A 14419-nucleotide genomic window follows, 5' to 3' on the forward strand; every position below is an offset into this window, starting at 1 on the left:
CTCTTGAAAGAAAAACTCGGTGGCTGATATCATTAACAGAAAAAATACATATTCTTCACATGGCATTCTTTAATACCCATTTGAAAGAGATGAAATTAAACCGCTCTTAAGTAAAATAGCCTAAATAGATGTTGCATCTGATAATGTTTGGGGTTACTACCTATGGAGGTTTTACGAATGAATACGCAAAAGGTAAAATGGGCTCTTTGATGCTTATGACCAATAGCTCTTGTTACTATTTGCATTACCTGAAGAAATTTTTAATGAAGAAAAAATTGTAGTATCAATAGGGGATATCGAGAATGAAGAATTAAAAAATCTTTTACAGCTACTCGATCAAGAATAACCAAAAGAATTAATTGGGAAGAAGCAGTTAGTATAATACACAAATAGTGTGTGGTTTCAAATATTTCTAGTAAGAAGTAGTTCTTCCAGGATTACTTTTCGAAATAAGTACCATAATGACTTCCTTTTTAAAAATAAAATAAATGCCCTTCTCTAATCAGAAGGGCAACTATTAATTATATGGATAGTCCAAAGCAATAGCCGATGTCATGACTAAAATGTACTGATGAAAAAGCAGCAGAACACTTTGATAACCTGTTGAAATAAAGATATAAAATAGAAAAAATGTGAGTAAAGTAATATTGGGAATCTTAGTACAACTACCTCTTTTTTTCAATTTAAGATTTTCGCCACCAATTCACCTGTATTACTTCAAACTAAATATCCTGTTACAACGAAAAGAACTTAATACAATACCATAAGGGGTACCAAGGCTTTGTTATAGTGCCCTGTGAGGATTCGAACCACGACCCATTCCCTGTCAATTTTCTAAACTATCTTTTATACAGTACTTTTGCAACGCAGTGTAGTAAAAATAAAAAAACCTAACCTTTCATCTCAATTAATATTTATTGATAAGGATTGCACAGAAATTGTACAGAATTTCTAGAAACAATGGAATTAAGAGAATTTAATTATATGAATTTGCAAATTAAAAGTACGCAAATGGGGAAGACCATTATTTTAGATGAATTATCAGCCTACAAGTAAAAAACACAGCTAAAATGGCCTCTTAAATGAAATATTGCTAACGGAATCAGGTGATACTGGTTCCGTTAGTTTTTTTGTAAAATCACCAACACCCTTGTGTTGTCAATTATAGTCCAACCTAATATAGAATACTAATAACAAACATATAAAGCAAAAATTGGCGGGAATGCGTCCGGTTCAATACCGCCTTCACACCAGCCAATTAACTGCTTGGTATAAACTCTAACTTTTTGGGTGCACACCGGTTTAACTTCCTACTTCGCTTTTACCTTGAATTGGGAAACTCTTACTGTTCCACCATTCCATCAAGATTCTTTGACCCAAAGTTATCGAGCAATGCACGCACTTCATCTGTTGACTCTGTGCCCATTAATTGATTTCTTAATTCACTTGCCCCTCGAAACCCACGGACATATATCTTAAAAAAGCGATGAAGAGCCTTGAACGGACGCAGCTCTAATTTTGAATATTTATCATGGAGATCCAGATGCAACCTTAAGAGATCAAGCAATTCCTTACTACTATGATCTTTCGGCTGCTTTTCAAAGGCAAATGGGTTATTAAAAATACCACGCCCAATCATAATCCCATCAATACCGTATTGATGAGCGAGTTTTAAGCCAGTTTGACGGTCAGGGATATCCCCATTGATCGTCAAGAGTGTATCTGGTGCCACCTGGTCGCGAAGTTTCTTAATCTCCGGGATTAGTTCCCAATGAGCATCTACTTTGCTCATTTCCTTTCTTGTACGCAGATGAATGGAAAGATTAACAATGTCTTGATTCAATATGTGTGTAAGCCAGTCGTGCCATTCGTCCACATCCGTGTAACCAATCCTTGTCTTTACACTTACGGGCAATCCTCCTGCTTTGGCTGCTTGTATTAAATCTGCCGCAACTTCTGGACGACGGATAAGGCCACTTCCCTTCCCATTCTGTGCCACATTAGGTACAGGACAGCCCATATTGATATCCAAACCCCGATAGCCTAGTTTCGCCATACCAATACTCATTTGCCGAAAGTATTCAGGCTTATCCCCCCAAATATGGGCTACAATTGGTTGTTCATCCTCTGTAAAAGTCAAACGCCCACGCACACTATGGATGCCCTCTGGGTGACAATAACTCTCCGTGTTTGTAAACTCTGTAAAAAACACATCAGGTCTGCCTGCTTCACTCACTACATGGCGAAAAACAACATCCGTCACATCTTCCATTGGTGCCAGTATAAAAAAAGGTCGTGGTAAATCACGCCAAAAATTATCTATCATGTTCAAATTCAAATCCTCTCATTATGGGATACCAGGCCAACCCCTTATCCCAAAATTAAAAAGCAAAATGTACCTGCTTCTTTTACACTTATACCATGCTTAAACACTTTTTATCAAACTGATCGAAAATGTTTATTTTCACGAAATCGGGGTTTGTATCGGAAATGTTTATTATAACTTCACAATCCCTGTACAACAACCAAAATATCTCCTGCTGAAATCCACCCCCATCAACCAGCATTCCACTGTCCGAGTTAAAATAAAGTTTTGCTAAAAAAGACTGAAAAGAAAATTGGAAGAACACTGGATTGACAAGGGGTTAAAAGGGAAAAGACCCCGAAATCGCAAAAGTATTTTTTAACGAAATCGGGGTCGGACTGGCAAATGTTGTTTTTAATTAGACATCTTCAATTCCAAATCCGTCACGACTTCTACATGTCCAGAGTGTATGTGGCAACACATGGGGTGCTCGGGAGAGAATTTTTGATTAACAAATCATCCTGAAAAATCGTACACCGCTGCAAGTGCTACATTACGAATTCTTCTAGCTCCTTTTTCACCTACATTTTGCGCCTCTTGCAGTTTAGTTCCGGAAGCTTGCAAAATATCCCCTATAGTCTCTAAATTTATACGTTCTTTTTGCCATTATGTAAGGTCAAGAAAATCCATAAGTTTTTCTAACTGTTTTTGTAAGACTTCTGCGTAATTAAGTTCACTAAAGTCTGGAACTTCGTCAAGTAACGATTGGTAAAAAGCTTGATTTGCACCATATTCACTCATTCTTCTTGGAGTAAGTTCTTTTGCAATAGCGAATGAGGAAGTAGTTGGTGTGGCCACAAGTGCCATTAAACATCCTAGATTAACAAATTATCTTGTTCCAGTTTCTGCCATTGTTACTTTTAATGCGAATGGGTGAAAATCAAAAGTGGTTAGCGAACGGTTAGGACAGGCAAGAGTCGGAATCACGCTTGATATTTACTCGCACACAAATGAAGAAATGCAAAAGAAAACAGCTGATCGCTTTGTTGATCGTTTCTGGATATAACGGACAAAAAGCACATAAAAACAAACAATGGAATCCTCATGCCTGTAAGACAAAGAGATAGTTTCGTGCAGTTTCTGTTCAATGTATAACTAAGGATGGATATATCATAAAAAAAAGAAAAAGGCCAAACCCCTGATACAATAGGATTCGAGCCTAGTTTAGTCAACCTGTGAGGGATGCGAACCCCGCTCCCCTCCCTGTCAAGGTCAAGCCAGATAGTGCCTCAAGACATGATCCCCGCCCACGTTTTCACAGCAGTAGCTAAAATCAATAGAGCCAGTATGACCTGCAGGACTTTTACCTTCATTTTTTTACCGGCCATCGCTCCAAGCGGGGAGGCTATTAAACTAGCTACAACCATGATCAGTGCCGGATAGTAATCAACTTGTCCCGTTGAGATTTTCCCTGCTGTTGCACCGACTGATGAAATGAAAGTGATGGCTAATGAAGACGCTATCGTTACCCTGGTTGGAATTCTTAAAACGATAAGCATGATTGGAACTAATAGAAAGCCTCCTCCGGCACCGACTATACCGGCACCTAAACCAACGATTAATGCTAGGATGGCCGCAAGCCATTTGTTAAAAGTAACTTGTTCCAAAGGAATGTCATCTATCCCTTTCTTCGGAATGAACATCATGACAGCCGCTATCAACGCCAAAACGCCATAGACGATATTCACACCGTTTTCCGACATCGATTGTGATCCAAAACTTCCAACCACGCTTCCTATTAACACACTGATCCCCATATAGAGAATAAGCGTTTTATTTAAATGTCCGCTCTTACGATAGCTCCATATACCTCCGATGGAAGCGAATAAGACTTGTACAGCACTTATACCTGTCACATCATGTGCACTGAATGCCGCTAAACCGAAGATTGGGGGAATAAACAATAGCATTGGATAATTTATTATCGATCCTCCGATGCCGAGCATTCCAGAAACGTATGAACCTATAAAACCAATCAAAAAGATGGTAATGATAAAGGTGATATCCATTGTAAGTGCCTCCCTTAAAAGAAGGGAACCCTATTGGTTCCCTTCTCTATATCAGCCTTTTCTGATCCAAAATTTCAGTATATCATTTTCTTCTGCCGTTTTCACCAGTTCATGGCCGCCGGATCTTGACCAAGCCGCTAAGTCGGCTTTAGCTCCTTTATCGGTTACATGTATTTCCAGCACTTGCCCGGTTTGCAAATCATTCATGGCTTTTCTCGTTTTAACAATCGGCATTGGACATGCAAGTCCCTTAGCATCTAACACTTTATCTGAATGCATATTATATCTCTCCTATTTTCTTGGCTTCTATTTTTATCAGTATTAGCGAACCGCACAACGATTTGGTCCAATTTCCATTTCGCGTTGTTTTTCATCATCAGGCTCGATTTTCCCCATATTGGTTTCTCTAATTTCTTGATATGCGTTTGGTTGAGGCGGTAAATTACCTGTTACCAGCTCTCTGAATTCCGTTTCATCTGCAATGTTCAATCCATGATTGTCAGCAAACAGCGCACCCAACTTTTTGGCGACACTTCCGTCTTGATTCAATTCATCGATGATCATGAAATGAGATGGCAATACGATTAACTCGTCTGATAATTCCCTATAACGGGTATACAGTGTTTCTCTCAAGTCCCCTACCCAATCCTCAGCCAATCCAGCTAAATCCGGTCTGCCAATGGAATCGATGAATAGTATATCCCCGCTTAGCAAGTATTTTTGACCGACCACAAATGAAGTGGATCCAATGGTATGCCCCGGGGAGTATAATACTTGGATATCAATCGCTGTATGACCGAACGTTATCACTTTACCGCTTTCTAATGGCTGATATTCAAAATTTACTTCAGCCGCATCTTTTGGCGGCAGCCAGTAAGCTGCATTCGTTCTTTCGGCGATTCGTCTTCCACCTGAAATATGATCGGCATGTAGATGCGTATCCAGAACATGTGTAATTTTCACTCCGATACCATCGGCGAAGTCAAGATAGGCATCAATCATTCTTGTTGAATCAATAATGGCTGCTTCACCATTGGAAATGACCATGTAAGATAGACAGCCTTTACCTAGTCGAACAAATTGGTAAATTTCGCCGCCATTGGTCAATTTGCCGATTTTCACTGGTTCCAAGTGTTCACTCCATGCTTTCATGCCGCCCTTTAAATAAGAAACATCCATTCCAGCTTCAGATAGCATTTCAGCTACCATGACTGATGAGCCTTCCTTTGCACATACTACCAGGATTTCTTTATTGGCCGGGATTTGATCGAGTATTTCTTCCACGCCATCCAGTAAATCAAAGTAAGGGATATTAAGGAATTCAAAATTCTGCCCTTCAATTTTCCAATCATTAAAGTCACTTTCATTTCGAACATCCAAAATAAATAAGTCCGTTTTTTTGATTACTTTCTTTGAAACCTCAGCCGCTGTCATTTGCTTTATCGCCATCTCGCATACCCCCTATAGTATTAAAAAATTCAAAAAATTTTACCTTCATTAAAAGGTTAATGTAACATCAGCATCTTTAGCGAACTCTAAAAATGTGACCGCTCCACCTACTTCGATACCGTCAACGAAAGCTTCTTTTTCTATGCCCAAAACGTCCATGGTCATTTGACACCCAATAAACTTGACGTCCATTTCCTGTGCCATAATAACTAACTCTGGAATGGAAGGAACATTGGCCTTTTTAAACCCTTCGGCAAAATGCTCCTTACCTTCAGGCAGTGGAAGTTGTCCATTCGCTTCTTTATGAATTAAGTTCAAACCTTCAAAAGTGAAGAAAATGGCCACTTCTTGATCTGTTGCTGCCGCTGCCGTTGCGATGTTAAACACTTTATATGCATCAAATAATCCACCGTTACTTGCGATTATAGCTACTTTGTCAGTCATGATGTAATCCTCCATTTTATAGTCACTTTTATTCATTTACGGATTTTTGTGAAGGTCCGCTCCATTGGCTCATGCCGGGTACAACATTGAATACCTGTTCGAATCCAGCCGCCGTCAGTTTTTGTGCAGCTAGATCACTTCGGCTGCCAGTACGGCAAATCACGAAAATATCTGACTTCTTATCCAGTTCACCCATACGTTGTTCCAATTCCCCCAATGGAAGGGACTTTGCTGCTGGAATATGATTAAAAGCGTATTCTGCAGATTCTCGTACATCCAGAATGATCGCATTTCTATTTTCTTCCATTACTCGCAGAAGTTCTTCATTTGAAATGTTTTTTTCATGCTTCTTCACTTCTGTTTCTTCTCCGCTTGCTTTCCGAAGATAATGTTTTAGTGTGTTTCCTTCTTCAACTGTACCCAAATATTGATGACCTGTACTTTCCGCCCAGGCTTTCATATCGGCAGTCGATCCTTTATCAGTCGCTTGAACTTCCAGTACTTCCCCCGCTTCAAGACCATTCATGGCTTTTTTCGTTTTTACGATTGGCATTGGACAAGCTAAACCTTTAGCATCCAAAACGGAATTTGTGTTAATCATTTTATTTCCTCCTTGTATTTTCATAGAGGTGGGGGTATATTTGGGTATAAAATTATTCTGTGGGACCTTCCCATTCATTCATACCACCCATCATGTTCAGCACTTTATATCCATGATCCTCAAGTAACTTTACGGCCCTTGAACTTCTGCCCCCTGATCGGCAGACCATGATATACTCTTTTGATTTATCCAGATCTTGCATTCTAAATTCCACTAGACCCAACGGGATATTCAAAGCATTTGGTATTTTCCCTGCCTTTACTTCATCCGCCTCCCTTACATCAATAATGTGGACTGGCGAGTTTCCCTTCAATAATGCATTCACTTCATTCGGTAAAATTTGCTTCATCGTTTTGATATCCTCCTTTTATTAGTGCCAGGAACTCATGCCGCCTTTTACGTTGGTTACTTCTTTAAATCCGAGCTTTTTCAATGCTTTACTCGCATTACTGCTCCTCATTCCGCTTTGGCAGATTACAATTACTTCTTTATCTTTTGAAAGTTCTTGTGCCCTTTTGCCAAGTTCGCTTATAGGTATATTCCTAAAGTCCTTAATGTGGTTGCCCCTATATTCATTAGGAGTACGGACATCAATGAATTGCTTATTTCCTTTGTTATTCAACTCAGCTTTTAACTCAGCCGCATTTATATTTTTTATCCCCCTTACAGGGACAAATCGCTGATATAAAAACCAAACGATGACACCTAGTATAATGATATTAAATAAAGTTCCCATTTAGCCTCATCCCTCCAGAACCCAAATTTATATAAATAAGTTTACATTTCCATCCTCTGCTTCAGCTAAATAAGCCGCAACACCTGCATACTCAATTCCATCCAATAACTCCTCTTGCTGCAAGCCCAATAAATCCATTGTCATCGTACAGGCTATTAGTTTGATTTCCTGTTCTTGGGCCAGTTCAATTAAATTTGGCAGTGACATGGCGTTATGTTTTGTCATCACGTGTTTGATCATTTTAGGCCCCATCCCAGCAAAGTTCATGTTTGATAGACCCATTTTATCAGAACCACGCGGCATCATTTTTGCAAACATCTTTTCAAGAAATCCTTTTTTTAATGAAATCGGCTCATGCTTCCTTAAAGCATTCAATCCCCAGAATGTATGGAAGATGGTCACTTCATGATCGTAAGCCGCCGCCCCATTTTGCAATGATATAAGCAGCCATTGCCTTATCATAATCACCACTGAATAAAATGATCGTCGTTCTTTTCTTTTCAGTCATTTATGTTTTCCTCCTGATAGATATTCCTTTTCTTTTCTTATATACCCGTGGCGGTATAAAATTTGATAAAAAATATAATTCGTCAACCCTATTCATTTATTTAATTGGTCCATGATTGATTGAAGTCAAACCTTCATTCACTTCGAATATTTTTCCATTGACCTTCTCTATACCAAACCCTTTTAACCGAGCTGCGTACATAGTCAAGTACTTACATGCGGATTCCTTCGTTTCAAACAGATAAATGCCACCAGCTTCCTTTGCCTCACTGTCTCCTGTCCAAATCTTCCAGATCAAGCCTTCTTCATCATTAATGCTTATTGCTAAATCAGTAAATTCTTTTATCATTTCTTGACCAAATGGTCCCTCCATTTTAAAATCCACTTGTAAAATATAAGACATGAATATCACTCCTTTTTCTACGGTCAGGTTAAATTCTTTTACCTGCTTTTAATCAGTAACTCAACCGCTTCCTTGACTAGATGTTCAGTGCCTTCGCCTTTCTCGATGTTTTCCCGAACGCATTTCTCAAGATTTTCACTTACAATAACACCCATGGTCCTATCGATGGCATTACGTGCAGCAGACAACTGAGTGACGACTTCCCTGCAATCTTTTCCCTGCTCCATCATGCCAAGAACACCCTTGATTTGTCCTTCAATTCGCTTCAAGCGATTAATGACATTTTTATCATACTCCATAATCCGCCCACCCATCTATTTACAAATACTAATCATTAAGAAGCGCAGTCCCAAGTTCACTTCCAATTTATCAGAAGCAATGACATGAATGTTTTCATGTGCCAATTTCTTCATTAAAACGTCTCAAATAGACAAAAGGAATATTCAAAACCTCTTTAGCAGCATTCTTGTGTTATGATTATAAGTCCTTATATCCAATGAAGTCGCGCTTTTCTTAATAGTTTGCGTTTTTCTCGTGAGTTTGCGTGTTTTAATCGTGATTTGAGTGTTTTATTTGTGAGTTTGGCCACTTTACTCGTGAGTTTGCACGTTTTACTCGTGAATTTATGCGGTCTTAACTTGTGAGTTTATATTATACCTATAGGGGTATATTGTCAAGCCGTTTAATTCACACTTTTATAAAAAAAATAAAAGCCACCATATACGCCAGTTTTCTTTAATTCTTTAATTCTTTAATTCTTTAATTCTTTAATTCTTTAATTCTTTCATCATCATAAGAGTTGTCGACTATGCAGCGCCAGGGTACCAATGGAATCCTTTTACATACATATGTTGCGGTTCTTCCATAGAGAATTTTCTATATTGACAGATATATCGAACGTGGTTGAAAATTCTTTGTCATTGAGCTGTAAATTTTTCTTTACATACACTCCCTTTCCTACCCTTTTTTCAATAATTTCTTTTCAGAAAGTGATTGTAATGCCTCTCTTACAGAAGATCTGCTTACTTCTAATAGTTTTGCCAATTCTCTTTCAGACGGAAGCCGGTCACCACAAATAAGATTACTTTCAAGAATAAACTCCATCCGAGATTCACTTCAAATGCATAATGATAAGGAAGTTCCGGATCATAGGTAGGACATACCAATCAACTCGGGAAGCCAAAATAAAAACGTGCCCATGTGTGGACACGTTTTTCATTTAAAGGAAATTTTTAGTCCTTCCTTTATCTTAATTCGCATACAAGCGATATTGGTCGCTTAATGTATCCCCATTACCGTAAATATAGGCTTTAGAGCCGGAAGTATAGGAAGAATTGTCGTACTTCCATTTAATTCTGAGTCCCATGTTTCCGCCCGCTTCATATGTTTCATTGCCATTCTTTTTAATATATTGCGAGAAGCTATCCCACGTCCTGGGGCCAACCACACCATCCACTTTCAAGTTGTTTTCTTTTTGATATTTCTTTACACCCGCTTCGGTTTTTGGTCCAAAAATCCCATCAACGTCAACCACTGCCGAATCCGTATAAAAACCCATGACATTCAGGATATACTGCATATTTCTGACCTCAACCCCATGTGTGTCCTTCCGCAAAATTGAGTTTTTATCCCAGCTTTCGGGGTGGTGAAAACCTCCAGCAGATGCTGAAGCGGTGGAAAAGGATATCCCAAAGGCCATTGCTAATACTATCAAACTAGTAAGTAATTTCTTCATAGCTCCATCTCCCTCTTTTTTTGTACATCCGAACTACCTTACCATTTCCCCTCAGATTTTATATTTCCCTTCCGACCAATGTCCTGTTTTGAATTTGCTAAACAAACAGTGATGAACCATAGCTCATCGCCGATATCCCGATCAAACCTTTTAATCAAAATGGGGGTTTCGTACTTGGGCCAATGATTACGGCATCATGGTCATCTAAGAGGTGGTTTTTAGCTCTTATATGGGTTGGCAAAACCTTTATATCAACTTGGTTTTTAAGAATGGAGATTGTATACGTTGGAATGAAAAATAAAAATTAGTTTAGCAAAAAAGTTAGCAACCCTGGAAGGTGACGTTATGAAAAAATTGAAAAGCCCCCCTTTTACTAGACGTTACTAAACAATCTGGCCCTATACATAAAGAAAGAGCGCAATTCTTACTCCTGAATTGCGCCCTTTAACGGAACAAAGAAAAAATTAATTTAAAAATAGGGTATGGAAACGATTCGAGTAATTAGGGGCCACTATGGAAATATTCATAGTGATCCACAGTCTATCATGTAGTGTTCCTGTTATAGCTTCTAACAATTTCCATTTCTTTATTTTTTAGTGTATGGATAGTGTATCACTCAACAAGCTGATCCTCAATAAAATGCATCCTCTTAATTACCTTTCCTTCCTTATTTTTATCATAAACATTGTATTGTTTTTGTGGTTCAGCATCTGACCAAATTATATATGCAATTAGATCATTCTTATGATGTTCTAGCCGATCTGTATTCATGTAACTTTCATCAAGCTGCCAGTCTCTTGGCAAATCCTCACTTTCCCTATAAAAGGACATATCGAAAATCCTGTTTTTGCCTTCAATTACTTTCATTTCTTCTTCAACTGGATGTTCCTTACTGTATTTTTCAACTAATTCTTTCAATTCTATTAGATCTTTTGGTGGATTTAGAATCATATAATGCTTTTTTACAGTCACCTCTTCTTCATCCTTTTTACCAAAGATCTCTTCTGTATTGTCAATTTCGAAAATCTTTGTTTCCCCACTTGATTCCTCATTCTTTTTACATCCAATTAAGTTTAATGGAATTAAGAATATACAAATCATTAAAACTATAATTTTTAAATTAACTTTAATCACTCAATTTCCCCTCAAATGGTACATCCATTTCCATTACAGTAACAAAGGGCTTATATTTCCCATTATATTCATCATAATGCTGTAAGACAAACCAGGAACGGAATCCTGCTAAGTTGACATACTCCTTCTCAACATCTGGCCGATCCAACCCAAAATGATCATATAAACGAACACGCATGACTCCTTTAAAGTGATTATTCTCTACAGAAAAATCTTTTACGGATACCGTATTCCCCCAAGTATCATTTACTGTAATTGTAAGTCCACCTACTCGATCACTCCAAGTGCTAAACGTCGGATAACTAGCATTTCTCTGTATCAAGTTATAAAATTCATTTGTATTCTTTGTACTTTTATCCAACTTAAGTGCTGCCAAATTACCTCCATTTTTCTTTAGCTCATCAACTAAGGCATCTTTGACAAATTCAACATAGGCTTTCGTTGTTTCATGCTCACTCGCTTCTTTAGTTAAAGTCTGGTTTCTGTACTCCTTGCCAGTTCCCTCTCTAAAATGATTAATCATATCTAAAATAACATCTTCCATATCTCCCATGGAAAACAAGCTTGTTGTCATATCCTCGAACTCATAAAAGAGAATACTTGGGAAATAAGATTCAAGTAATTGGAATCTGAACATCCAGCTAATGTCTTTTATTTCATCTTCTGTATAATCATTTGTTTTCATATCATTCGCTACATTTCCATTTTCATCATAGCCTTCTGGTCTATCTGATTGATAAATTTCTGTATCGGTAAAATCAGAGTACAACGGTCTCAAATCCTCATTATCAAACTTTCCATCTCCATCACTATCTTTTCGGTCAGGGAAACTGGTTGGAAAGAAACCTTCAAAATGAATTTCAACTCCAAAAATTTCTACCTTGAATGATTTTAATTGCCCCATTTCTTGCCCATCGGTTAATCCATCTCCGTCACTATCTTTCTTGTTAGGATCTGAGTAAATTATACCGTATGGTGTTTTCATTCCTTCAATTTCATAGATGTCGTATAAGCCATCCCCATCTGAATCTGTTATATCAATTTCTACATCACCTACTGTCTTCGTTGCAAGATTGTTAAGCAGAGCTTTATTTACATCATGCTTCCTTGAGTAGTCTATTTCCCGATTCCATAGCTCCAACCATTTTGCCTTATCAACAACTAGATATTCACCAAAGTGAGTAGTTTCCACACTTATTGTATTTTTACTTGTATCTAACACAGCGTTAAGGCTTTCAAACATTTCCTTGTCTTCGTTGTACCAAATGATGGCTAGATCATCTTCCAACGTGTCTCCTAGCTTCTCTTCATCATAAGTAAACTGAATGCTTGCTTTCTCAAATTCCGATTGCGTATTGATGCTTACAGGAGAACCAATAATACCGTGTAAATTAGTTGTTTTAATATTTATGTTGTTTGTGCTGCTAATTCTAGTCGTTTTATTAATATTATCCTTTGCTCTAAACCCAACTTCTACGCTTTTAATTTCAGATTTATCAGGCTGAATCAATGATTTACTAATCGATTGTTTATAGAGTTCTTGTGAATCCTCGCTTCCGTCATTGTCGCTGTCTGCAGCATTCGGATTTGTCTTTAAAGCATATTCATCTCCGTCACTTAACCCATCGTTATCTGTATCATACTTATTAGGTAATGAATCGAACTGATGTACTTCAAATCCGTCAGTTAAACCATCTTGGTCTGAATCTCCCTTAATCAAATTTGTTTGATTAGCTTGCTCGTCTTTATTACTCAGGCCGTCTTCATCGATATCTTCATCTGCATCACTTATGCCATTACGATCTGAATCATATTTTGTCGGGGAAATAATTGATTTAACCTCATATTCAATATTGTCCTTCAATCCATCACCATCTGTATCCTTTTTAAATGGATTCATTCCCTCTAGGAATTCTATTCCATCTGTTATAGTATCACCATCCGTGTCAGAGGTAGATTCAAAGAATTCTGTGTTAAATGAATAACCTGCTTTTTCAAGTCCGAATAACACTTGTTTATATGCATTTTGATAGGATTTTGATGCAGGGATAGCTAGATCTTTTTCTAGGAACTCATTACCTTTTTCAGACATTTTCCCAGCGTTATTCAAATGGGCTTTTAGTTTATTTCCTTTGTGATCTGCTTGATCGGAGATATCCTTTAAGATGCCGATAGCATTTTTATTGACAATTTTATCCGATAAATAAAAATTAAAGAGTATATCTGCAAGTAATACTTCAGTTGGTTCATTAAAATCGTTTTTTGTTACATACCCCCATAGACATATGGTTAACTTATGTTTGATTTCCAAGAGCCGATCACTTTTAAGAACCGACTCTTGTATATACTCCTCTTGAACAGCTTGTTCATATTGGTTAATCAATTGTTGAAGTACCTCAAGTTCATTAATATCCTTTTGTTTAAAGTCACCGATTTCATCAATTTCCGCTATCAGTTTAGAATCAAACTTAGCATTAGTTTCTTTTATGACTGTCGCGAAACGCTTTAATTCATTTATTGCAGTCTGATCATAGATTTTTGCAATTCTGGTGTCCTCATAGAATTCATATTCACTTAACCACTGTTTTACATTTTGCTCACTAGAATTCTTATATTTTCCTTGATTAGCATGGTTATTGCCCTTGGCAACCACCGCTTGCCCAGATCCGCCGAAAATCATTGCAAAGATCAATAAAAAACTCAACATACTTTTTACTTTATTTTTCAAAGTGATAATCTCCTCTATAAAAATATTAATTTAACCTATATACGATATCATGGTTCCCATCCTAAGAAATATTGTCAAAATCCTTGAGTTAATGTCATTAAATCAACTCCTAGTGTTATTTTCTAATAGCAACTAGTTAGTACCTATCAAAAGTATATAATGGAAATTTATTCCAAACAATATAAATACTGAATATTCTAAAAATTATCAAATCAGAAAGACACCTAATATTTAAGTGCCTTGTCTTTTTAAATTTACCGAACACAAATAAATCTTTGACCCCAATATATTTTCGGCCTGTAAACCAA

Annotated in this window: 15 protein-coding genes and 1 pseudogene; all 16 read right to left on the bottom strand. The window is 37.4% G+C overall.

Annotated elements, in window-relative coordinates:
- Positions 1-1342 precede the first annotated feature (1342 nt).
- Entirely contained in the window at positions 1343-2326 is a 984-nt protein-coding gene (locus QFZ73_RS00865) for a tRNA dihydrouridine synthase (RefSeq protein ID WP_251434153.1), read from the bottom strand.
- A 645-nt stretch (positions 2327-2971) separates the two neighbouring features.
- A complete protein-coding gene (locus tag QFZ73_RS00870; protein WP_251434065.1) occupies positions 2972-3172 on the bottom strand; it encodes a hypothetical protein in 201 nt (66 codons plus the stop codon).
- Positions 3173-3594: 422 nt separating this feature from the next.
- The gene (locus QFZ73_RS00875; protein WP_307261951.1) at positions 3595-4374 is read right to left on the bottom strand and encodes a sulfite exporter TauE/SafE family protein; all 780 of its coding nucleotides are present in this window, start codon (positions 4372-4374) and stop codon (positions 3595-3597) included.
- 51 nt (positions 4375-4425) lie between these two features.
- Positions 4426-4653, bottom strand: a complete 228-nt coding sequence (locus QFZ73_RS00880; RefSeq protein ID WP_307261953.1) for a sulfurtransferase TusA family protein — start codon at positions 4651-4653, stop codon at positions 4426-4428.
- 42 nt (positions 4654-4695) lie between these two features.
- The gene (locus QFZ73_RS00885) at positions 4696-5823 is read right to left on the bottom strand and encodes an MBL fold metallo-hydrolase (RefSeq protein WP_307261955.1); all 1128 of its coding nucleotides are present in this window, start codon (positions 5821-5823) and stop codon (positions 4696-4698) included.
- A 48-nt stretch (positions 5824-5871) separates the two neighbouring features.
- The gene (locus QFZ73_RS00890) at positions 5872-6267 is read right to left on the bottom strand and encodes a DsrE/DsrF/DrsH-like family protein (RefSeq protein ID WP_307261957.1); all 396 of its coding nucleotides are present in this window, start codon (positions 6265-6267) and stop codon (positions 5872-5874) included.
- Positions 6268-6295: 28 nt separating this feature from the next.
- On the bottom strand, positions 6296-6868 hold the full coding sequence (locus QFZ73_RS00895; RefSeq protein ID WP_307261959.1) for a sulfurtransferase TusA family protein: 573 nt from the start codon (positions 6866-6868) through the stop codon (positions 6296-6298).
- Between the two features lie 52 nt (positions 6869-6920).
- Positions 6921-7217, bottom strand: coding sequence for a rhodanese-like domain-containing protein (locus QFZ73_RS00900; protein ID WP_251434047.1), 297 nt, complete (start codon positions 7215-7217; stop codon positions 6921-6923).
- Between the two features lie 21 nt (positions 7218-7238).
- Positions 7239-7604, bottom strand: a complete 366-nt coding sequence (locus QFZ73_RS00905; RefSeq protein ID WP_251434045.1) for a rhodanese-like domain-containing protein — start codon at positions 7602-7604, stop codon at positions 7239-7241.
- A gap of 27 nt (positions 7605-7631) precedes the next feature.
- A pseudogene (locus tag QFZ73_RS00910) lies at positions 7632-8112 on the bottom strand (DsrE/DsrF/DrsH-like family protein).
- A gap of 96 nt (positions 8113-8208) precedes the next feature.
- Positions 8209-8514 (bottom strand): monooxygenase, encoded by a 306-nt coding sequence (locus QFZ73_RS00915; protein ID WP_307261964.1) that lies wholly within the window; start codon positions 8512-8514, stop codon positions 8209-8211.
- Positions 8515-8552: 38 nt separating this feature from the next.
- Positions 8553-8813 carry a metal-sensitive transcriptional regulator gene (locus QFZ73_RS00920; protein WP_251434034.1) on the bottom strand — a complete coding sequence of 87 codons (261 nt, stop codon included), beginning with the start codon at positions 8811-8813 and terminating at the stop codon, positions 8553-8555.
- A gap of 658 nt (positions 8814-9471) precedes the next feature.
- Positions 9472-9618, bottom strand: a complete 147-nt coding sequence (locus QFZ73_RS00925; RefSeq protein ID WP_373458896.1) for a FadR/GntR family transcriptional regulator — start codon at positions 9616-9618, stop codon at positions 9472-9474.
- A gap of 145 nt (positions 9619-9763) precedes the next feature.
- Positions 9764-10249 (bottom strand): peptidoglycan-binding domain-containing protein, encoded by a 486-nt coding sequence (locus QFZ73_RS00930; protein ID WP_307261967.1) that lies wholly within the window; start codon positions 10247-10249, stop codon positions 9764-9766.
- Positions 10250-10861: 612 nt separating this feature from the next.
- Positions 10862-11383: a hypothetical protein gene (locus QFZ73_RS00935; RefSeq protein WP_307261968.1), complete on the bottom strand. Its 522-nt coding sequence runs from the start codon at positions 11381-11383 to the stop codon at positions 10862-10864.
- Entirely contained in the window at positions 11376-14111 is a 2736-nt protein-coding gene (locus QFZ73_RS00940; protein ID WP_307261970.1) for a DUF3289 family protein, read from the bottom strand. The genes QFZ73_RS00935 and QFZ73_RS00940 overlap by 8 nt, the downstream gene beginning before the upstream one ends.
- Positions 14112-14419 lie beyond the last annotated feature (308 nt).

This window comes from Peribacillus sp. V2I11, assembly GCF_030817135.1.
Lineage (GTDB): Bacteria > Bacillota > Bacilli > Bacillales > DSM-1321 > Peribacillus > Peribacillus simplex.